The sequence below is a fragment of the Niastella vici genome, assembly GCF_002077945.1.
Taxonomy (GTDB): Bacteria; Bacteroidota; Bacteroidia; order Chitinophagales; family Chitinophagaceae; genus Niastella; species Niastella vici.
Genome location: NZ_LVYD01000044.1, coordinates 71,875 through 94,445, shown reverse-complemented (window position 1 = coordinate 94,445; position 22,571 = coordinate 71,875). Strand labels below are relative to the sequence as shown.

At 42.9% G+C, this 22,571-nt stretch carries 22 protein-coding genes; 6 read left to right on the top strand and 16 right to left on the bottom strand.

Translation table 11 applies throughout. From position 1 onward, the window contains the following. Position 1 precedes the first annotated feature (1 nt). From A3860_RS14495 to A3860_RS14465, 7 genes are all read right to left on the bottom strand, one after another. Positions 2-1,183, bottom strand: coding sequence for a bactofilin family protein (locus tag A3860_RS14495; RefSeq protein WP_081147434.1), 1,182 nt, complete (start codon positions 1,181-1,183; stop codon positions 2-4). A 9-nt stretch (positions 1,184-1,192) separates the two neighbouring features. Then, the gene (locus A3860_RS14490) at positions 1,193-1,756 is read right to left on the bottom strand and encodes a GyrI-like domain-containing protein (RefSeq protein WP_158085255.1); all 564 of its coding nucleotides are present in this window, start codon (positions 1,754-1,756) and stop codon (positions 1,193-1,195) included. Between the two features lie 23 nt (positions 1,757-1,779). Beyond that, positions 1,780-2,622 carry a universal stress protein gene (locus A3860_RS14485; RefSeq protein ID WP_081147432.1) on the bottom strand — a complete coding sequence of 281 codons (843 nt, stop codon included), beginning with the start codon at positions 2,620-2,622 and terminating at the stop codon, positions 1,780-1,782. Positions 2,623-2,629: 7 nt separating this feature from the next. Further along, positions 2,630-3,448, bottom strand: a complete 819-nt coding sequence (locus A3860_RS14480; RefSeq protein ID WP_081147431.1) for a universal stress protein — start codon at positions 3,446-3,448, stop codon at positions 2,630-2,632. 86 nt (positions 3,449-3,534) lie between these two features. Then, positions 3,535-4,539, bottom strand: coding sequence for an MlaD family protein (locus tag A3860_RS14475; protein ID WP_081147430.1), 1,005 nt, complete (start codon positions 4,537-4,539; stop codon positions 3,535-3,537). An 8-nt stretch (positions 4,540-4,547) separates the two neighbouring features. Continuing rightward, the gene (locus A3860_RS14470) at positions 4,548-5,321 is read right to left on the bottom strand and encodes an ABC transporter ATP-binding protein (RefSeq protein ID WP_081147429.1); all 774 of its coding nucleotides are present in this window, start codon (positions 5,319-5,321) and stop codon (positions 4,548-4,550) included. Positions 5,322-5,330: 9 nt separating this feature from the next. Next, entirely contained in the window at positions 5,331-6,101 is a 771-nt protein-coding gene (locus A3860_RS14465) for an MlaE family ABC transporter permease (RefSeq protein ID WP_081147428.1), read from the bottom strand. A gap of 174 nt (positions 6,102-6,275) precedes the next feature. Here A3860_RS14465 and A3860_RS14460 point away from each other — a divergent pair, with 174 nt between their 5' ends. Then, positions 6,276-7,385, top strand: a complete 1,110-nt coding sequence (locus A3860_RS14460; RefSeq protein WP_081147427.1) for an AI-2E family transporter — start codon at positions 6,276-6,278, stop codon at positions 7,383-7,385. Between the two features lie 114 nt (positions 7,386-7,499). On the opposite strand, the gene A3860_RS14455 is transcribed toward A3860_RS14460, so the two are convergent. From A3860_RS14455 to A3860_RS14420, 8 genes are all read right to left on the bottom strand, one after another. After that, complete coding sequence (locus A3860_RS14455) at positions 7,500-8,816, bottom strand: hypothetical protein (RefSeq protein WP_081147426.1); 1,317 nt, start codon at positions 8,814-8,816, stop codon at positions 7,500-7,502. Positions 8,817-8,933: 117 nt separating this feature from the next. Next, on the bottom strand, positions 8,934-9,608 hold the full coding sequence (locus tag A3860_RS14450) for an ABC transporter ATP-binding protein (RefSeq protein ID WP_081147425.1): 675 nt from the start codon (positions 9,606-9,608) through the stop codon (positions 8,934-8,936). A 9-nt stretch (positions 9,609-9,617) separates the two neighbouring features. Next, the gene (locus tag A3860_RS14445) at positions 9,618-10,880 is read right to left on the bottom strand and encodes an ABC transporter permease (RefSeq protein WP_081147424.1); all 1,263 of its coding nucleotides are present in this window, start codon (positions 10,878-10,880) and stop codon (positions 9,618-9,620) included. Next, complete coding sequence (locus A3860_RS14440) at positions 10,877-12,001, bottom strand: efflux RND transporter periplasmic adaptor subunit (RefSeq protein WP_081147423.1); 1,125 nt, start codon at positions 11,999-12,001, stop codon at positions 10,877-10,879. Before A3860_RS14440 ends, A3860_RS14445 begins: the two co-directional genes overlap by 4 nt. Positions 12,002-12,153: 152 nt before the next feature. After that, positions 12,154-13,485 carry an amidohydrolase family protein gene (locus A3860_RS14435; protein ID WP_158085254.1) on the bottom strand — a complete coding sequence of 444 codons (1,332 nt, stop codon included), beginning with the start codon at positions 13,483-13,485 and terminating at the stop codon, positions 12,154-12,156. Positions 13,486-13,670: 185 nt separating this feature from the next. Continuing rightward, positions 13,671-14,339, bottom strand: a complete 669-nt coding sequence (locus A3860_RS14430) for a BON domain-containing protein (RefSeq protein ID WP_081147421.1) — start codon at positions 14,337-14,339, stop codon at positions 13,671-13,673. Between the two features lie 106 nt (positions 14,340-14,445). Beyond that, positions 14,446-15,285, bottom strand: a complete 840-nt coding sequence (locus A3860_RS14425) for a universal stress protein (protein ID WP_081147420.1) — start codon at positions 15,283-15,285, stop codon at positions 14,446-14,448. Between the two features lie 52 nt (positions 15,286-15,337). Continuing rightward, complete coding sequence (locus tag A3860_RS14420) at positions 15,338-15,610, bottom strand: zinc ribbon domain-containing protein (RefSeq protein ID WP_081147419.1); 273 nt, start codon at positions 15,608-15,610, stop codon at positions 15,338-15,340. Positions 15,611-15,843: 233 nt separating this feature from the next. On the opposite strand from A3860_RS14420, the gene A3860_RS14415 reads away from it, so the two are divergent. The 5 genes from A3860_RS14415 (at position 15,844) to groL (ending at position 21,251) form a co-directional block, all read left to right on the top strand. After that, a complete protein-coding gene (locus tag A3860_RS14415; RefSeq protein ID WP_158085253.1) occupies positions 15,844-16,554 on the top strand; it encodes a polysaccharide deacetylase family protein in 711 nt (236 codons plus the stop codon). Between the two features lie 164 nt (positions 16,555-16,718). Beyond that, positions 16,719-17,384: a hypothetical protein gene (locus A3860_RS14410; protein WP_081147417.1), complete on the top strand. Its 666-nt coding sequence runs from the start codon at positions 16,719-16,721 to the stop codon at positions 17,382-17,384. Positions 17,385-17,533: 149 nt separating this feature from the next. Beyond that, on the top strand, positions 17,534-18,349 hold the full coding sequence (locus A3860_RS14405; RefSeq protein ID WP_081147416.1) for a porin family protein: 816 nt from the start codon (positions 17,534-17,536) through the stop codon (positions 18,347-18,349). Positions 18,350-18,374: 25 nt separating this feature from the next. Then, a complete protein-coding gene (locus tag A3860_RS14400) occupies positions 18,375-19,529 on the top strand; it encodes a hypothetical protein (RefSeq protein ID WP_143774100.1) in 1,155 nt (384 codons plus the stop codon). A gap of 99 nt (positions 19,530-19,628) precedes the next feature. Continuing rightward, positions 19,629-21,251 carry a chaperonin GroEL gene (groL, locus tag A3860_RS14395; RefSeq protein ID WP_081147414.1) on the top strand — a complete coding sequence of 541 codons (1,623 nt, stop codon included), beginning with the start codon at positions 19,629-19,631 and terminating at the stop codon, positions 21,249-21,251. A 77-nt stretch (positions 21,252-21,328) separates the two neighbouring features. On the opposite strand, the gene A3860_RS14390 is transcribed toward groL, so the two are convergent. Beyond that, positions 21,329-22,366, bottom strand: a complete 1,038-nt coding sequence (locus A3860_RS14390; protein WP_081147413.1) for a response regulator — start codon at positions 22,364-22,366, stop codon at positions 21,329-21,331. Positions 22,367-22,571: the final 205 nt, after the last annotated feature.

The following is a 22,571-nucleotide window of genomic DNA, read 5'->3' as shown; positions in this document are numbered from 1 at the left end:
TTTATGCCGGGAGCGCCTGCCGGCTTCTTCGCCAGTGCACATTCAGCAAAATTGAGCCGAATGCAATGCAGGCAAGCAATGCAAAAATGAACATACCAAGGAAAGGTGTCAATGACAGAATTTTAAATACAACAAATATTCCCAATGCAATGAATACCATTCGCCAGTATGACCATTTTGCGAGAGACCGGTTGTTTAACCAGTTAGCTGCCACCACGGAGGTTATGGTACCGGCAAACACGGCGAGTATAATATAACTGAATAATAAGATTAGGCCTACCGGAACACCAACAATAGTTACACAGGCTATCACTGCCGCCACCGGCACACCAATCCAGAATAAAAATCCAAACCCGAGGGAACGCAGCGCTTTATCGTAAGCAGTTTGGCCTGCCTTTTTCATAATGTCGCTGAACAGGTACTGGATGATCATGATCATCACAAACACCATTCCGGTATACCATATCAATCCCAATGCAGAAGAAAAGCCAAGAAAATACCATTGGTCTCTTTTTATTTTCAGCGAATCATCATAAATGGCCTGGCCATTTTTAAGGGAATTATTGAATGCAACATTATCTGCAGGCGACCAATAGCGCACTTCATTATTAAACGAAGCAGCACGGCCTATGGTAAGCCTGTCGCCCGCTACTAAAACCGACCGGCCCCGAACCCTGCCATTTATTGTAATATCCTCTCCCCTGCAATCAGCGTCTTTCATCACACTGCCATTTAAATATAATTTACCTGATGCGGTTTTTACGGTACCGGCCACCAGGCCATCGATGGTTATTTCGCCCCCTGCGGCAATCAGGTTACCAACAACAGCATCTTTACTGATAACAATTTTACCGCCTGTAACAACCACATCTCCTGAAACATTTTTCAATATATTCAGCTTACCACCGGCACACCTGATATCGTCACCAACATAACCATTGAAAGTAATGGTTCCACCGGCAGCAAGTATATCATTGGCCACAGTGTCGTTAATGGTAACGGTTCCGCCGGCAATGATGAGATCGCCGTAAATGGGCGCATTGATCATTATTTCACCACCGGTGATATACACATCTTCATAAACCGGTTTGTCAATAACCAGGTTTTTACCCGATTGAATGCGTATGGCCTGCACCGAGCAAACCATTCCCAGCATTAACACAAGCAACAGAATTTGTTTCATATATTACTTTTATTGTATTCGCTGATACACATCTGTACGGAGTTGTTGCGGATCTTTTACGGTCACCGGGTCATTCAAATAAACCTCAAATGGCTGCGCCACCCCTTTTTTATTATTCTCTTTCAGCCATTTTGTGATCGCAGCATAAGCGGCGCCGATTTGATCATAGGGCCCCTGGTAATGCACTACAACAGCATCCCCGCCTTTGATCTTCTTTCCCTTGATTTTACCTGTGAGCCCAACCGGCAACCTGTTCACTTCAACAGCTGCGTCAAATACAAAGGGCAATTGCGGGGTATTATAAAACGCCATCACTTTTCCTGCTTTCAATTTATGTTTGTCTATGTATGTAAACAGCTCTCCATACCCTTTACCTAATAACCGGCCAATATCTTCAACTTTAAAAGCGGTATCGGCGACTGTTAATACGTTAAAAGAACTCAATGAGGTTTTTTCAGGTATAAAGGTTTTGGCAGAGTCCTGGTAAGTTGACATATAATTATCTTTAACCGGAATTGCATAAAAGCGCGATACGCCCAAGAGCATAAACATAAGGCCAAGCAATAATTTCATAACCATGTCTTTTAAAGGTGAGTTTATGTATGATGCGCTATGAACAATGGTTTATTTAATTCTTCCATTAGTATATCGGCCATACTGGGCCTGAACCAGCGTGAAACCATCCCCCTGTTATAGGCGCCCAGCACAAGCAGCATATTCTCTCCTTTGCCTTTTAACTGGTCAAGGATCTCAGTTACTGCATCACCCCTTAATACAGTGAATGCTGCCTCGGGAAAGTGCCGTTTCATGAATTCTTTGATCAGCCGGTTATCGGGCACATGCATTGATTCCTTCGTATTTTTAACTGAAACTACTTCTACCTTCAGGTCATCAATCCCCGAAAAAACATAGCTGAATGTTTTAATGGCATATACCGAAGCCGGTTCACCGTCATATAATAAAACGGCCTTATCGAAATGATTAAACCTTTTTGGCACCACCAGCACCGGGCATTGCACTTCACTCAACAGATCGCGAACAAAACGGGTGGGCACTTTTTCTTCGTAATGCGTAAAAGTTTCTTTGTTCTCAATTATCAGCAGATCGGCATAGATGCTTTCGTGCAGCAGTTCATGGATGGCAATATTCCGGTCGTGATGTACCGTATAGTTTAATGCGGCTGCCTGGCAGAGTGTGCTAAATTTACCGGCTGCTTCTTCACGCATTTCTTCATCCTGTTTATCCAACCTCGCCATTTTATCCTCGTTTATAAAACCTCGTTCACTTACCAGTTCATATACCTTATAACTATGATAAGTAAAATCATCCAAAAAAACGCCCACCAGGTGTGAACCGGTTCGTTTTGCTATATAAACAGCATAATTGGCTGTGCTTTCGGAATACTTCAAACCATCGAATACAGCTATTATTTTTTTCATAATTAAACTATTTATGATGAGCAATAAATACAGGAAGATTAATGGCCTTCACAACCAGTTCAGCAGTGCTATGCCTTAAAAAACCCGAAAGCATGCTTCTGCCAAAAGCGCCCATTACCACAAAAATATTTTTCTTGCCAAGCAGATATTTGTACAGTTCGTTACTTGCAATGCCATGCAGCTGTTGAAATCCGATAGCGGAATATTGTAATTGCAGTAACTCTCCTATCCTGTCTTTTTCGATAATTGATTCATCATCCCATTCATTTACCTGCAGAATAGTAACTTTTTTATCGGCAAATTCAGGGAACAGATAGGCAAATTGTTTTATAGCAAAAACAGAAGACGGACTGCCATCATAAGCAAATAAGATCTCATCAATTCCAGAGAAGCTAAATGGGGCGATCAATACCGGACATTCACTTTTTGCCAGTACCTCTTTTATAAAACTGGTTGGCACAGCCTCTTTCTTTTCAGTGAACGATATTTCAGGATCAACAATAAGCAGGTCGGCAAACCGGCTTTCTTTAATAATATCGGCAACAGGAACACCCTGGTCGAGGTGAACAGAACAGTTTGTTCCCCTGTTTTCACAAATTGTTTTAAAAAGGCGAATATTATCTCCCACGCCCGTTAGCGGATCGGCTTCAACCAACTCGTCATGTGGTATGCGTAATGATTCCTCTGTAAGTACTGCGGCTTCAGCATTTTTTTTCAGGAAAATGCCTGTAAGCTTTGAATGAGTAAGTTTGGCTATAAAACAGGCAAAATCAAATACATTGGTATTTACCTGTTTGGGATCAATAGCAACTAAAACCTTTTTCATAATCTGTGTTTTAGTAAAGCTATTTATATATAATGGCAGAACCCATGACGCCGGCTATAACCCGAACTGATAATAGTCAAGTACTGCTACTGTGCCGCAAAGCCCTGCCGGTTCTCTTTACTTTTCTGCTTTTCCAGTTTCCTGAAATAACCCCGGAAAAGGAAATTATGTTTTAAGGCTTCCATGTTCTGATTGAACGCATCCGTTCCTTTTTGTATATTATCAAGGCTCTTACTGATGCTGACTACCATCGAAGAATCTTTGAACAGGGCATTAACCGGGCCCCTGCCTGTATTATAATCCTGCTTTACACCTGTGATGACCGAATTAAGCGAAACGGCCAGTTCATCGGCTTTGTCGCCCACCCCTTTTATTTTTTCAATGGCATCATGCAGGGAAACCGCAAAAGAGGTATCGGTTAGTACGGCTCCCAGGGAGCCTTTCCCATTTTTTACCGAACCGATTATTGATTGCAGATCACTGGCCACTATAGCAGCCCGGGCGGTGGCCTGCTGCACATTGGCAGCCGCGGAACGTAAATTTTGAGGCAGGGTTTCATCATTAAGGATCGCCCACAAAGCGGCACTGTTATTGACCCGTTGCACCGCTATTTTTAACTGGGCAGCAACAACTGCTATATCCTGGTTGGTTTTGGACAGGGTTTGCAACATATCATCCGTATTAAGGACCTTTCTGCTGCTCAACAATTCTCCTTTTGTAACAAAAGGCGCCGGCGACCGGGCCGGCGAAATATTGACCACTTTATTCCCCATTAACCCCTCGGAACCGATAGCAACAATGGCATTATTCCGCATGATCTGCTGCATTTTATCATCAACCAGCATAACGACTTCAATGAGCGTGTCATTTATAATATTTATCCTTTTCACCGTTCCAACCTGGATCCCTGAGAACCGGACGTTATTACCAGGAACAAGGCCCTGTACATTTTCGAATTGCGCCTTTAGTACGAATGCCGGGCCAAACAAATTCCGGTTCTTGCCGATCATATAAAGCATTACTATAAGAAAAAGCAATCCCGACAGTACAAACACCCCTAATTTTATTGTATTGACTGTTTTCTTTGCCATAAAATAGTTTATTCAAAAAATTGATGTATTACAGGATCACCATTCCGTTTCAATTCATCATAGGTACCCTGTGCATAACAACGGCCATCGATCAATACTACTATTCTGTCGGCAGCCAGGCGTACACAGTTCATGTCGTGCGAAATGATAACAGAAGACGACCGGTATTTTTTCTGTATGGTCATGATCAATTGTATGATCTCCTTTCCGGTGATGGGATCAAGGCCCGTTGTAGGTTCATCATATAAAATGATCTCCGGCTTAAGGATCAGGGTGCGGGCGAGGGCAATACGTTTACGCATGCCACCCGATAATTCAGCCGGCATCATATTAATTGTATGGGCCAGCCCAACATCCTCCAGCGCTTCCTGCACCAGCTGATCTACTTCCTGCTGGGTTACCTGCATCCAGTGGCGGCGCAGGGGGAATTCCAGGTTTTGCCGAACGGTCATTGAGTCATACAATGCATTGCTTTGAAAAAGGAACCCAATTTTAGCGCGCACCTTATCCAACTCATCATGGTCAAGGTCGGTAATTTGCTGCCCGAGCACTTCTATGATACCGCTCTCGGGCGTTAGCAAACCAATGATACATTTTATTAAAACCGATTTCCCCGAACCTGATTTACCCAGTACTACCAGGTTCTCGCCATTACCGAGTGTGAGGTTAAAATCATTTAATACTTTATTGCTGCCAAATGATTTAAACAAATGTTTCACTACCATCACATCCCTGCCGGTCTCTTTTTCTTTTTCTGCCTGTATCAATGTTTGCTCTCTCATAGTTATGGATCAGTTCAGGTTTAACAGATCTGTTATTTGCACAACCACCAGATCAATGATAAATATGACAATAGAAGAAACCACCACTGCAGAGTTGGCCGACTGCCCCACTCCTTCTGTTCCTTTTGCTGAATAATATCCTTTGTAGCAACCGATAATACCCACTGCAAAGCCAAAAAAGAATGATTTAATAAATGCAGGCAATACATCGCCAAATGCCAGCACGTCGAATACCTGGGTGTAAAACAGGTTAAAGCTGGTTACACCGCGGATGTTCACGCCCAAATAGGAACCAAATAAAGAAATAGCATCCCCCAACATTACCAAAACCGGCAACATAAGGGTAGCCGCCAGCACCCGCGTTACTACCAGGTATTTGAAAGGGTTGGTGCCCGAAACTTCCATGGCATCTATTTGCTCTGTCACTTTCATGGAACCCAGCTCTGCCCCAATGCTACTGCCTATTTTTCCGGCAAAGATCAGGGCGGTGATCACGGGGCCTATTTCGCGTACTATAGCTATTCCCACCATGGCCGGCAACTGCGATTCTACCCCATACTCTATAAGGGATGGCCGCAACTGAATGGTTAACACCAATCCCATGATAAAACCGGTTAAGCCGATCAATGGAAATGATTTATACCCGATTACAAAACATTGCCGGGTAAATTCCGCTATCTCATACCGGGGCCTGAACGCCTCTTTAAAGAAACGGCCGGCAAAGGCTGAAGCCTCACCTGTTTGCTTCAAAAACTCGCTTGTTTTAACTGGTAGTTCCATATCATTTTAGTTATGTTAAAGTTCCACCAGTTACTATTACCTCCATATGAAGGCGGTCATAGCGGGGAATGATAGTGATCAAGTTGTAAAAATTATCATAAGAAGCTGATAAAACTCACCGTACCTAATGACAACCGTCTTGTACTTAACCTTTTAATACGGGTAGCTTTAATTATGATCAACAATACATACAACAACAAACAGATAATAAAATACCTGCAGGTCATTGTATTCACTGCGGTGATCCTGTATTTTGGCAGGCCGCTGTTTGTGCCGATCGCTTATAGCCTGTTCATTTCCCTTGTCTTATATCCTGTATGCAAGTGGCTTGAACAACACCGGTGGCCGCGCAGCCTGGCCATAAGCGCAGGCTTACTCATCGTGGCTATTCTTTTTAGCATTCTGATAAGTCTGTTATTTATTCAGATCAATGTACTGCGGCAGGACATGCCGCAACTGCTTGAGAAAATAAAACCCTCCATAAACGAGTTGCAACAATGGATCGCATCAGCCTTTAACATCTCCCTTGCTGCCCAGAACGAATGGTGGCAACAGCAGGTACATAATATCGGCAACAGCACAAGCAGTATTTTACAATCTACCATTACAGCTACTGCAGGCAGTTTATTTACCTTATTCCTTATACCTGTATATGCAGCCTTGTTTTTATATAACCGGGAAGTTTTTGTTCAATTCCTGGCCAAATTAACCGGCAGCCGGTATAGCAAACAATTACAGGTGGTCTTAAGAGAAACCACACATACCTATTTTAATTTTATCAAGGGCATGGTGATCGTATATATCATAGTGGGTGTGCTGAACAGTATCGGACTGATGGCCCTTGGCATTCCGCATGCCATACTTTTTGGTATGCTCACAGCCATTATGACCATCATCCCCTATATAGGCATATTCGTAAGCGCCTTATTGCCCATTACAGTTGCCTGGATCACCAAGGGAAGCATCTGGTACCCCATTGGAGTAATTGGGGTTTTTACCTTTGTACAATATCTCGAAGCCAACCTCATTTTTCCTAAAGTAGTAGCTACCCAGTTAAAAGTAAGCACCTGGGCCACCCTGGTGGCTATTGTAGCCGGCGGGCTTTTATGGGGCGTATCGGGCATGATCCTGTTTATTCCATTCATAGGCATATTAAAGATCGTAAGTGAAATTATACCCGAATGGGAAGCCCTGAATATTTTACTGGGAAGGGATAAAAAGGAAGAAACTGCACAAAAACCAATCAGCCAGCCAGGCATTGAAAAAGAGATCGCTCAAAATTAATATCACATACTATTCACCGGTACATTGTAGTTCCCGGATAAAAAAGTTCACCCCGATTGCCAGCATTCCTGAGATGCCCGCACCGGTTTCATGGGGGTATAATCCGGGGCAGGTTCAAAAACCAACAACAGCCTGAATTACGTAACCATTGAATTTTCCACCGTTCCTATAGTCAGTCTCCGGAAAATCTTTGTAAAGCTGATCAACTATTTCCCCTTTCAGTAAAATATTCCTGGTAAGGAACCAGCCAACAGACATAACAGCACGGTCAATGGTAACATTATTGGTATACCCTGCCAGGCGTACAGTAACAATGTTATAACGCGTGCCAATAAAGATATTTTCATTATAACCAAACCTGTAGATCCCGTCAAACGCAAATTGCTCCACACGACGGGTGGCTTCCTCTTCCGCTGTACGCCCCCGGGCAGTTTCATAAGTGGCAAATATTTCAAATCCAATAATTTTAATGAACCCGTTCAACTGAATAGCATCAACCTTTTTACTGAAACCCGGATTTAACCGGCCCGAGAAAGCATTGGAAGCATACGTAACACCCGGACCGGCTTTTTCCATCACCATAAAGTAGTTGGAACCTGCACGATCTCCGCTAAACAATGTATTGCCGCCCGAACTGCCGTCGTGATAATAAGAACCCGACAATCTAATCCTAAACAGATCATCTACGCTCTTGTCTATACCGCCTTTCACGTACAGGGCCGGGGATTTATGAATATTGCCATCAACCGGGGTTGCCACTAATGAGTCAACTTTTCCTTTGATCATACCATTTGAAATACCTCCCATTACAAAGAAACCATTTTTGCGGGCATATACTTCACCACCGATCTCTGTAGAATAGGCGTCAAGAATATAGTTTTCAACAAAAGGATTGTATAGGGTTTGTCCTCCGTCTGAACGGCGGAAATGTGCATCACCATAGTTAATCTCCATATGCCCTACCTTAATGGTCACTGTTTTCATCAACCGGTCCCAGAACGCGCCTTTAAATGGAAGTTTGTCGAATTGCAAATAACCGCCTTTTACCCATGTTTCGTTGTGGTGACGCGTAGATAAATAGGAAGTAAGATTGAGCCGGATGCCGGCTGCGAGTTGCACATCAATGTTCAAGTTAGCCATGGCAGTGGTAAAGCCCGGACTAAGAGCATAAAGATTATCCGGTGCTTTGCCATCGGCGCTATTAGCATGTGACAATGACTGGAACCCCTGCGTAAAACCTGCTCCCACGCGTACTTTAAGCCCGTTATATTCTTCTACCGGCTGTTTGGGCGATTCAAATACGTTGACACCACGTTTATCATAATATCTGAAGTTGGTTAAGCTATCGAATTGGGCTTTCAACAAAAGTGGCAGCAAAAGCGGCACCAGGATGGCAGCCTGTTTCACCTGTTGGAAGGAAAATTGTTTCATTTTTGCATAATTTTGGTTGTCATTAAAAGATCTATATGCTTTAATTGAAATACAAAATTAGCGCATACATCTCCCTTAGCTGATGCCCTTAATCAGAGATGGGTATGAACTTTCTCATCAGAGAGTAAGCCTTCCATCGGCCATTTGAAGAATGCGGGTCGATTTGCGGGCGAAGTCATGGTCGTGTGTAACGGCAATTATAGTATTCCCTTCCTGCACCAGTTGGTTAAAAATGCTGAATACGATGGCTGTATTGGCCGAATCAAGATTGCCCGTTGGCTCATCGGCCATAATGATCCGGGGATTATTGATCAATGCACGGGCTATGGCCACTCTTTGTTGTTGCCCGCCCGATAACTTACCCGATAACTTTTTGGCATGTTCATGCATATCCATTTGCCTGAGCCTGTCCATTGCATGTTGTTCAATTGCCTCGCGGTTTAGTTTCCCGAGCTTCAAAGCAGGCAACATAACATTTTCAAGAACGGTGAATTCAGGAAGCAGATAATGGAACTGGAATACAAAACCGATGTGTTCGTTACGGAATCCGGCCAAATCATTTTCATTCAATCCGGTCACCCGAACGCCGGTTATATCCACGGTTCCTTCATAGCTGGTGTCTAACGTTGACAACAGGTATAACAAAGTGGATTTACCGCAACCCGATTTGCCCATGATGGAAACAAATTCTCCTTCCCCTATCGACAGGGAAATATCGTATAAGACCTGTGTGGTAGCGGGTTCATAAAAATATTTATTCAGTTTTTCGGCTTTCAGCACTTCCTGTTGCATATAATTGTTTTATCCTCTTAATATGGCTACCGGATCAACCCGGGAAGCTTTTAGCGCAGGCAACAAACCCGCCAGTCCGGTGGTAAGCAGGCCGAAGATCATGCCTACCACATAGTAAAGCGTATCAAAATTCACCGGAAAATGTTTAATGACAATGAATTCATCTTCAGGCCAGGGCACCTTCGATAACGCGTAGGACAGAACGAAACCAAGTAACAACCCTGCCATGGCGCCTATAAGGCCAATGACCAGCGATTGCGACAAAAAGATCTGTATAATATCTTTCCGGGCAAACCCTTCCGCCTTCAGAATGGCAATGTCCTTCATTTTGCCGATGATCACCATATTCATGATATTGTAAATGCCAAATCCTGCTATCAGTAATAAGGTAAAGCTTAAAACATAAGTAAAGGTATCCCTGATGAGGTTGCCTGCTTTCACCGATGCATTTACCGTTTCCCAGTCCTCGGCTTTGTACCCGTATTTTTTGGCTAAAGCGGGCGCCAGTGCGGCCGCCTCATCCATATCTTTCAGCTTCAGGCGAATGTCGGTAATATAGTCCCGGCTTTTTCCCAACAACTGCTGCATACTGGTAATGCTTACATATGCCTTGTATTCGTCCATTGTGGCTATTCCGAATTTAAACATTCCCACTACTCTGAAGCGTAACTGCGCTCCTGAAGGCGCTGTAGCAGTTACCATATCGCCGGTTGTTACATTTAGTTTGCCGGCCAGCTTATAGCCCAGTAAAATGCCGTTGTTTGCCGTCAGCAGCGCTTCGGGCCGCCCGCTTGCCATTTTATCAGAGAGCCCGAAAAGCCGGTCTTCTTCCCTGATGTCGACACCATCAAGAATGGTTGCCAGTTGAACCGGGCCATAATTAAAAAGTACCTGGGCCGAAACCAATGGCGATACCACCTGCACATCATTATGTTTTTTGAGATCTTCAATGATACCAGGTGCGTTTTTCAGGTTCAGGTTGATCTGTTTGGGGCGGGGATGGCGAACAACGATCCAGTTATTCTGTTGTTGCCCCAGGAACTGTTTGGTTATTGAAGAGGAGTAGTCTGTTTTATAATCATTGTAAATACGGATATCGGGCGTAACCGACAGCATGATGTCTTCGAAGAAATCGTTCATGCCTTTCATGAAGCTCATCATGAGAATGAACATGCCGATACCAAAGGTAACACCCAGCATAGCTACAATGGTTTGCCGTTTGCGCGACAGCAGGTGTATCTTCATAATTTTCAGGTTCACCGGAAGGATCATGGCTCATTATTTTGTGTGGTAAGCAGCACCGGCGTCTTTTCATCGAGGCCGGCGACAATTTCTACATGATCAAGCGTGGTAATACCGGTTTGAATGGGCGTTTTCTTAGAGCCCTTCTTAACCTGGACCCAAACACTGTCGTTACCAGCCAGGGCATTACGCGGTAATACAAGCGCTTTGTTTTTCTTTTGTATAATAATATTCGCTTCTACGGAACTGTGAATGAAAGCGGGCGCGCCCCCTTTGCTGAAAAGTGCATCAACGCGGAAGGTTTGGTCCTGCTCATTCATTACGGGATAGATGTATGATACAACGGCTTCGTACGTTGTGTTGCCGGTAACATCTGTTTGCAGCAATACCTGCTGCCCGGTTTTAACTTTATTAATGTCCTGCTGGTCAACAGCCAGCCTTATCACCTGATTGCCGGGCGCCCCTACCAATGCCACTATTTCATTTGTATACACGGTTTCTCCTGCTTCCTTATAAGTTTGATAAACGACGCCATTGCGGTCGCTTTTGATAAAATATTCCTGCAGGTCTTTGCCGGCCGCGGTTAACTGGCTGCGTGCATTGCTGTGCGAAACCTCCAGGTCGTTTATAGCCGCATAATATTTTTGCTCGGCAATCATTTTCTGGTTTGCCGATAACTGGTAATTGGCGTACACATTATCGAGGTTGCTTTGGGTGCCGATCTGCTGCGCCCAGAGTGTTTTATAACGAAAATAAGTTAGGGAATCATTGGTGCATTTCACGGCGGCGTTCTGTAATGACAATTTCAGGTCGTTCAATAAGGGAGACTGGCCTGAAAGGTTTTTAGACACCGTGTGATAGTTCTTCAATGCAGCATCAAATCTATCCTGTGCCGCTTCATTACTGACAATATACAGCAACTGACCTTTTTGTACCGTATCTCCATCTTTCACCAGTTTTTTAATAATGGTGCCGTTGCTCAGCGAAGCCAGTTTGTATTCATTTTCAGAAATTATTTTACCGGATGCATATACGGTTTCAATTATATCTTTTCTTTCAGGAAAGATCACCGATGGGTTGTTACAACCTAAGAAGCTCATTATTAAGCCTCCTACACCCATTTTCCAAATGTGGCGGGTTATTGCAGACATATTATAACCGTTTTGTTAATGGTGCTGTAAATTAGCCCTGTGCCTGTTTATAAGAGATGACAGGAGTCAAAGGGGGGACTGAGATAAGTCACAAAGGGGATAGCAGGAAAAGTAGATGAATTGACAGGCAGGCTCTTTATTACAGGTAATCATTATTTAAAAGCCTGTTCAACCTCCGAAAGCATGAGATCGAGCTTTTTGCGGTTGAACCACTGGCCACGAAGAAAAACGCCGGCTATTGAGGTGGTATTCTTTATATCGTCGAGTGGGTTTTTATCGAGCAATACCAGATTGGCATTTTTTCCAACGGTGATAGTTCCTTCAGAAGCAAACCGCCCCAGGTACCGGGCAGGCGTAACGGTGCTTGCCAATAAGATGCGATAAGGACTGATGCCAGCCTCCTGTAATAAGCTGAACTCATTATGAAGCGAAAACCCTACAATGACCATGCCATACGTATCACTGCCACTTAACAATGGCACGCCGGCATCGCTCAGCATCCGGGCAAATTTTTTCATCCAGATAAAATAGTCGTTGAAAAGTTCCGGCGCTTTTACCCCATCAAACACCCGGTTTTTCATTTTCCGGTAATCGTTCTTTTCACTCAAAAAATTTTCTCTTTCTTTTTTAGCCAGATACTTTACAAGCGGGTGCTGTTGCAATTCCCTGAATGCAGTGTCGTTCAGGCAATTATTGATGAATTGAAAAACGGCCAGTGTGGTACCGATATAAATACCGCTTTCCTTAATTTGTTGTACCAGTTGTTTTATTCTGGCATCCGGCTGCCTGAAAATAGAAGGATGCTGGGCACTGTCTGACAGGTATAAAAATTCCTCAATATGCTCAATCGAACTCATTCTTAAAGAATATTCTACCGGTTGATCTCTTTGGGCATGACCAATTACCGGAAGATGGTCCTTTTCACATTCATCCAGTAGTTTCAGATAGATCTCCATAGGCAGATTACCTGCGATCTTCAGGAAGTCGTACCCCTCTTCTATATGCATTTTTACCACTTCAACAACCTTTTCAATAGTACCAAGGTCTTTGGAAGTAAGGTATGGGCCGGTTGTGAAATAATTGAGGTGCGGCAACCCGCCGCTTTGTGTTTTCTGCCGGATCTCAATATGATGCTGACCGGGGAATTCGGCCATGTTCCTGACGATGGTAATACCATTGGCAAGAAGCAGTTTAATATCACTGGCAATGTCATTGCTCCTGAAATGGAAATGCATTTCAGATAAGCCGGGGATAAGATATTTACCTGCGGCCGGTATGCTGAGGCCTGTTGTGTGTATATTGTTTTGGGAGGCCTCTTCAATCTTAATAATTTTACCGCCCGCAATAAGAACCCGTTGGTCTTTCAGCACAGTTTCTGCTGTCATAGGGATCACATTGACATGCTCAATAACAATGGTATCAGTACCCTGAGCACTGGCAGTAAACGTTACAAATGCCATGAACAGAAAAATTAAAAAAGCCATCCCCTTGCCGTTTTTATTTGAAAAGCTACAGAAAATACCCGAAGAAAGCCATTGATCTGCATTAACTTTTAAATGTTCAATGACCATATACTTTTTACTAAATTATCAAACAATCTTTTTAGTAAAAAACAATACCGGTAAATACATAGCGTATCACCGGTATCGTAACATTCGAACTGTGCATCCTAAAAGGCAAACTCTTCTTCTTCTACTACAAGATCATTCTCAACGCTGTTTACACCCGGGGCTGCCCAGGCAGCATTTTCAGCATCTTCCCTTTCTGCTATTGACCGAACCTTGCCACGTAAAATAACTTTGCCGCCATCTGTTTCAACAGCGATCTTTTCTGAGTCAATGGTGGCAGACCTGATCAATGCGGCTGTGATCTGCTCTTTTACATTTACCGGCTTTACAGAAGGCCTTACAGAAATATAATTATTTATCCTGCTAACACCAGCCAGCTTTTCAACGGCCTGTTTAGCTTCATTCCGTTGATAGTCCCATTCCATTTCGCCTTCCAGCGAAACAACACCATCTTCGACCTTTACCTTAATTTTTTGATCGGGGATACTGGTATTCCATCTCAATGCGAACAGGACCGCATCAGCAATTTCAGTATCCGTTTTTCTATAAGTGGGCGACATACCAACCTGAATATCTTCGGCCACAGCTCTAACCCCGGCTATTTTTTTTGCGGCATCTTCCGCGGCGATCTTCTTTGAATAAGTATCTACAATTCCTGAAAGCGTAACAATCCCGTTTCTAACCCCAACGCCTATTTCGGCAGCATTCAAATCAGGCTCCCATTTAAGTTGATCCATTACATCCTGCTGGATCTGAATATCACTTTTCATAATGACAATTTTTTAGTTTACTCAATTTAAATTTCAATAAAATACTACGATACGGATGTCCAGGTCAGCATTTACAGGGAGGGATAAACTTTGCAGATTGCCCCTATTAACTATGGGCAATAAATAATGGTGCATCTATTTGTTCCATTAACAGATCGGCCAAACTTTCCCTGAACCAACGTGAAACCCGGCTTCTTTCATAGGCGCCGAGCACAACCATGATATTACCATTCTGCGCTTTAAGGTTTTCGGGTATTTTAATATCAGCATAACCATTTAATACTGTATAATTAGCTTGCGGAAAATGCCGTTTCATAAATTCTTTCATCAGGTGGTTATCAGGTACATGGTGGTTGTTCCGGGATTCCCTTACAGAAATGACTTCCGTTTCAAGGTATTTTAATTCAGGGAAAAGATAACTGAATGTTCTGATAGCGTGTACCGACGAAGGCTGCCCATCGTACAATAAAATAAGTTTATCGAGGGGTTTATACTTTCTGGGCACTACCAGTACCGGGCACTGCACCTCGCTTAACAGGTCCCTGATAAACCGGGTAGGTATTGTTTCCTCATAATGCGTGAGCGTTTCTTTATTCTCTATCACCATCAGGTCGGCATAAATGCTTTCATGCAATAATTCATGCAGGGCAATGCTTTTATCATGATGAACAGAATAATTTAAACCGGCTTCCCGGCAGGCTTTGAAAAAATGTTCTACCGCTTCTTCCCTGGTATGTTGGTCTGCTCTTTCAAGCCTTTTGTGTTTTTCCTCATCCACACCACCCGAATTACTTACCAGTTCATAAATTTTATAACTATGATAAGTAAAATCGTCGAGGAACACACCTACTAAATGCGCATTGGTTTCCTGGGCCAGGTGAACAGCATATTGAAGCGCACTGTCGGAAAACTTCAATCCGTCAATAGCGGCAATTATCTTTTTCATATTAACAATTTTAATAGTGATCAAATTGCAGCGGATGTTAATCGCATACGCTTTAAAGCAATGTTACTTTTTTACTCCAGCGCTTTAAATAAGGCAAGCGGTTGATTGCCACCTCAACGATATCGTCAGGCAATTTATCTTTATCCATAAGCTTCATCATATGTTCCTTCATCTCCTCCAGTGTAAGACCGGGATTGGTGAATTCACCATTCATATAACAATATTTACAATAATCACTGTTTTTTGATCCGTCCTTTTCAGTTCCGAATAATTCGGGCGAATCCATAGACATACTGCAACTTTGACAAAAATGTTTGTTTGCCATAACTGTATAATTTAATGTAATCTTATATTTTATACCGAATATACCTCCGTTACCGGCCCATTTAAATGATGGTCATCATAGCATGACCTGATTGTCATCTGTAAATGTATTTCATGAGAACAGTCATAATGCGGTTTGACCGGTCTCATACAGCCATTAGGGACATACTCCTAGATTTAAAGAAAGAACCATTGAAAAAAAATAAGTCTTTCATACAAATTACACTGTTGTTAATGGCTGTTACAGCAATTGCTGCCCAGCATATTCCGAATTTTAAGGAAATACCGGTCCTCTGTTATCATAACATTGATATAAAGCCGGCGAGGGAAAACGAATTAAGGATCAGCGCATTTCATTTTGAGCAACAGGTTAAAGCTTTATACGACAGCGGTTATCATACTATTTTACCCGGTCAACTCTATGATCATCTTACAAAAGGAACACCCCTGCCATCAAAACCTGTTATGTTAACATTTGACGATTCCCATGAAACACATTTTTCCCTTGCAGCCCCAGTTTTGGAAAAATATGCCTTCAGGGGCGTTTTTTTTATAATGACCGTTTGCATCGGTAAGAAGAACTATCTTTCGGCACAACAGATAAAAATGCTGGCAGAAAGGGGGCACGCGGTAGAATGTCATACTTATGATCATCCGCCGGTAATAAACATCACTGCAGAACAATGGGAGCAACAGCTTGATAACCCTGTAAAAAAGCTGGAGGCTATTACCGGAAAACGGGTGGAATATTTTGCCTACCCATTCGGCATATGGAATGAAACGGCCATTATTGAATTAAAAAAACGTGGCATCAAAGCCGCTTTCCGGTTAACCGGTAAAAAAAGCAGCACCGAACCCCTGTATACAATTAAACGCATAATAGTCCCCGGCACCTGGTCAGAAAAGTACCTGCAGAAAGAAATGGCAAGGGCGTTCCCGCAATGACAATGAACACGAAAGTCATTAGCCGGGGAATTGCACCGGCATTATAATACTTTGCCTGCACATAATAATCCGCTTTAACTGACCATTATTTCATACACGATTGACGTTCATCATTGAATCCATGTTTCAGCAACTGTAAATTGCCCTTAATAAAACAAAAGGATATGAACACAATAAAACTATTGCCTGTCATTGGGCTGATTTTCCTGGGTGCCTGCTCTTCATCACGGGTCACCCATTCGTGGAAATCTGAATTTCCTGCAAAGAATTATAATAAAATACTGGTTATTGCCCTAAGCGGCACAGATATGTTCACCCGGCAAAAAATGGAAGACCACCTGGTTGGCGATCTAAGTAATCAGGGATATAATGCCACCTCATCGCTGAAAGAATTTGGAGCAAAGGCATTCAGGCAAATGAACGAAGAAGCGGTTCTCGATAAATTGCAAAATAGTGGTTTCGATGCCGTAATAACCATTGTGCTGCTTGACAAGGAAAAAGAAAGATATTATGTGCCGGGCCGAATGAATTATTCACCCTATGCCTTCTATTATCATCGTTTCTGGGGTTACTATACTACTATCTACGACCGGGTTTATACTCCTGGTTATTATATTACCAACACAAAATATTTCTGGGAAAGCAATCTTTTTGATGTATCCAGTAAGGAATTGATCTATTCGGTACAAACCGAATCGTTTGATCCGGCCTCCTCAGAGATGCTGGCACATGAATATGGTAAACTGATCGTAAAAGACATGGTTAAAAACCAGGTACTGAGCAAGAAGGAACTCGTGGCAAAAGATGGACATAACGCAGAACAGCAATAAGTCTTTGGGTGGTTGCATCACATCAAGTGTATTGCAGAAAGAGAGTCTGTACCAACTTCATATGCACTGCTGATTGCAGTCATTGAATTGCCTGCAATGGCAACGGTAGATTTGTATACTGTTTTGAATCATCAAATTAAATTCTGAACATGAAAAAAATAGTATTACAGTTGGCAGCATTGCTCTTTGTGGCATCAGTTCCCAGCATAAACAATTCATTTGCGCAAACGCAGATCGATATCGGCATAAAAGGAGGATTAAGTATTCCAAACTTAACTTCCAGCAGCTCAAACAATGCTATAAGCAGCGGTTATAGCTCACGATTGGATGCCGATGCGGCCATTCATGCAGAGTTTCATCTTGCCAAACGTTTTTCCATTCAACCACAATTGGAATATTCATCACAAGGCGGTAAAAAGAACGGCACACAAGCATTTACGATCCCTGATGAAATGCGGCAACAGTTCCCGCCTGGTGAAGCGCCGGCCTTTCTCTATGCTACCTATAAAAGTGAAGCCAGGATAAATTACCTGATGCTGCCAGTACTGGCAAAATATCACTTTGATCTGAAAAAACGCTGGAGTGCCTATGCAGCAGCCGGGCCATTTGTCAGTTTCCTTTTAAATGCGAAGAATATCACAAAGGGCTCCAGTTATATTTACCTCGATAACGCCCAAACCCAACCTGTTAGCTCACAACCACAATCGTTCGACAGCAAAGACAATATAAGAGGCGATCTGCACCGGTTTAATGCCGGTATATGCGGTCACCTGGGCATGAATTATATGTTGAAAAAAGGGAGCGTGTTTATAGAAGCAGGTGGCAATTTTGGGCTAATTGATATTCAAAAAAATGAGGCCAATGGAAAAAATAAAACCGGAGCTGCAGTGATCAATATCGGGTATCAATTTATACTGCAACATGTAAAATTACCGGTCATTCCCCGCAAACAGCAGGAAAATTAGCTTTGAAACAATCCTATTCAGGCACGTGACAAGAATATACATCATATTATACCTGCTCACTTCCACAATTATGGTAAACGCGCAGGACAGTGCCATAACAGAAAAAAAACTGGCGATCAGCGGATACTTTAAAGAAATGGAATCGTTCAACTATGAAAAAGACGTCCGCAGCCTTACCACTAACAATCTCCTGCATAACCGCATCAATGTTACCTGGCAGCCGCATAAATCAATCACCGGGTCCTTTGAGCTAAGGAACAGGATATTTTGGGGCGACCAGGTACGCAATACACCCGGTTTCGCCAGCCTGCTAAGGAATGAAAACGAATGGCTGAACTTATCGGCACTTTGGATAAGCAGGAACAATTTCGTTTTTCAAAGCAATATAGATAGATGCTGGGCTGAATTTCGTCAACGTAAATGGGCTATACGGCTGGGCAGGCAACGGATCAACTGGGGTTTAACTACAGCCTGGAACCCCAATGACATTTTCAATACCTATAACTTTCTTGATTTCGATTATGAAGAACGCCCGGGTACTGATGCCGTTTCATTCCAATACAATTTTACCGATTCATCCACAATAGACGTAGCTGTTAATCCCTATGGAAACATAAAAAGATCCATTGCAGCAGCCAGGTATTCTATTGATAAACGGGGATACCACCTGCAAATGGTGGGGGGCATATACCAGAATAAATTAACGGCTGGCTTTGGCTGGTCAGGGATGCTGGGAAATGTAGGATACAAAGGAGAAGCACAGGCATTTATTGCCGAAAAAGATTCAGCCAACCGATTCAATTATTCCCTTGAATTAAGTTATACATTTAATAAAGGCTGGTTTATAAGCGGTTCCGTTTTACATAATACGAGCGGCATCGATGAACCCGTCAATAGCTGGGGGAAAATTATTTTCCGCCCCTCCCCTGTTAATCCGATGCCGGCCCGCTGGAGCTTTATTTCCAACATATCAAAAGAATTCAACCCGGCGTTAAGCAGCAACCTGACCCTTGTGTATTCTCCCCGGATAAATTTGTTTATTATATACCCTTCAATAAAATACAGGCTTCTCCCGCATCTTGATGCAGACCTCATATATCAATCATTTTTTCTGGAACTGGAAAAACAATTGCAGGCAACCAGGCAGACTATATTCTTGCGGCTCAAGTGGAAATTTTAGGCAGGCCGCCGCTAACTGACAATAATCGTATGCCTGTTTGATGGCGGTCAGCAAAAGAGGGAGTGCTTTTAAAGTAAATTACCTTTTAAATATTTTCATATGGCCAAACAGATTGAATATGAACTCGACGCCCGTAAAAAATTAAAAACGGGTGTTGACCGGCTTGCCAAAGCGGTGATCATAACATTAGGACCACGTGGCAAGAATGTTGTGTTTGAGAAAATGGATGGATCGCCGCAAATGTCGTGCGACGGGGTAACGGTTGCCAAACAAATTGAACTGGAAGACCCCATTGAGGAAATGGGTGTTAAGATGATCAGGGATGCCGCCATACGCATTGCCGAAGCCGCTGGTGATGGCACCACAACAGCTACGCTACTGGCCCAAACCATGATCGACAGCGGATTAAAAAAAGTAGAAGCCGGCATCAATGCCATGGAAATGAAAAAAGGTATTGACAAAGGGGTAAAAGCAGTAACAGAAAAATTGAAACAAATGGCAATCACCGTTAGTACCGACAGTACCCGTATTGAACAGGTTGCCACCATAAGCGCCGGTAATAATCCTGAAATAGGTAAACTGATCGCCGAAGCCATGCGCAAAGCCGGTAAGGAAGGCGTAATAACCATTGAAGAAGCAAAGGGATTCGAGACCTATGTTGAAGTAGTGGAAGGTATGCAATTCGACCGTGGCTATCTATCGCCCTACTTTATTACCAATTCTGAAAAAATGAATGTGGTATTTGACAATCCTTATATTCTCATCTATGACAAAAAGATCTCGGGCATGAAGGAGATGCTGCCCCTGCTTGATAAGATCACCCAAACAAGTGAACCGTTATTGATCATAGCCGAAGATCTGGAAGGAGAAGCGCTGGCTGTTCTGGTTGTAAACAAACTCCGGGGCATTCTGAAAGTAGCGGCGGTAAAAGCACCGGGATTTGGCGACCGGCGTAAAGAGATGCTGGAAGACATCGCGGTGCTCACCCATGGCACCGTGATCGCAGAAGAAAAAGGATTAAAACTTGAAAATGCCGATATTCCCCATCTTGGCCGATGCGCCAAAGTAATTGTAACGAAAGACAAGACCACGATCGTAGGCGGTTCAGGTGATAAAAAAAATATCGATGCCACAATAGCGCAAATAAAAGAACAATTAAAAACAACTACTTCAGAGTATGATAAAGAAAAATTGCATGAGCGCCTGGCTAAACTGGCTGGCGGTGTTGCCATCGTTTATGTAGGCGCTTCTTCAGAAATTGAGCTGAATATAAAAAAAGACATTGTAGATGATGCGTTAAACGCTACCCGCGCTGCTATGGAAGAAGGCATAGTTCCCGGAGGCGGGGTAGCGTTCCTCCGTTGCCTGCCTGAACTGAACAACGTGGAATGCAGTAACGATGATGAACGTACGGGGCTGGAAATACTCCGGAAGGCGCTGGAAGAACCATTAAAAAGAATATTAATAAATGCAGGCAAGGAACCTTCAGAGATCGTACAGAAAGTGAAATCGGGTGAGCATGATTTTGGATTCAATGCAAAATCGGAAAAATTTGAACAATTGCTTGAAACCGGCATTATTGATCCGGTGAAGGTTACCAGGCTGGCATTGGAATTCGCGGCATCGGTAGCAGGCATGTTTATAACCACCGAATGCGTGATCGTAAGAAAACCGGAGAAAAAAGAAACTACTTTAATTCCGGCCAATCCGGAAGAAATATGATCTGTTCTATTTCACATTACATCAGCCGGTCTCCTTAAAAAGGCTGCCCTTCAGCTGCCCATGCTTTTCCCGGGCATTCAATTTATCATATTTGCCAGCCTCTTTTCATTGAGAATGGTAATAACCCCATCTTTAATATCGATCAAATGTTCACACTTAAATTCATTAAGGGTCCTGATCATTGACTCCGTTGCAGTTCCGGCAATTGCAGCCAGGTTCTGACGGCTCATATCAATATTTTCCTTATAAATACTGTATACGCCGATCAATGCATCGGCCACTTTCCTGCGCAATGAATTATAGGCCATGCCTACCAGCATTTCCTCCCTTTTAGCAATGCTTTGGGTAAGCAACATGGTAAACTTTCTTACCGCCTCGCGGCTTGTATTCAATAATTCCAGAAAATCCTCTTTGGGTATAATAGCCAGCTCCACCTGTTCAATGGCTTCTGCCACTTCACGATAAGAGGTACCTTCCATTAAGGGTGTATAGCCTAAAAAATCACCTTCTTTATATAAACCCGTTATTAACTGCTTGCCATCCTGATTGGTCCTGAAAGTTTTCACCTTTCCCTTTTGTATAAAATAAAGCCGTAATGGCCGGTTTCCTTCTGAATAAATGACCTGTTTCTTTTTATAAATATTAGTATCCCTGTTATTAATAAGCACCTGCAACATCTCACTCTCAGTAATGCTGCTTCCGAAATCAGTCGTTTGTACCGCATCCTGGCCATGTTGATTTGCCATTTCAGCTTTTTTCAACCGGGTTTCGATAACGCCCAGCAATTCTGTTTCATCAAAGGGTTTAGTTAAATAGTCATCAGCTCCCAGGTCCATTCCCTTACGTAATTCAGTCCGGTCGGTTTTTGCTGTCAGGAAAATGAATGGTGTGTTGCATAAAGCAGCATTTTTTTTCAGTATATGTAATACGCCATAACCATCTAAAACCGGCATCATGATGTCGCAGAGGATCAGATCGGGGAACTCCTTAATAGCAGAAACAATGCCTTCTTTTCCGTTTTCAGCCATAAAAACCTGGTAATTCGCTAATTCCAGCATCTCTGCAATATTATCCCTCACCAGTTCATTGTCTTCAATAACCAAGATCTTTTTCATTAAAAGAAAGTTTTGAAAGTGAATAAATAGATTAACCCATAGCCAAAACCTGGGTTTGGGGTTGCGGGATGCGGGATGCGGGCATGGAATGAGAAGGGATTGCCAGTAAACCTGGATCTTTGGAAAATTATTCTTCTGAAGAAATGATGTGTAATATAACAAATCGTTCAGGCAATCTATCGCAAAGGTTTATCAATACAGCGTG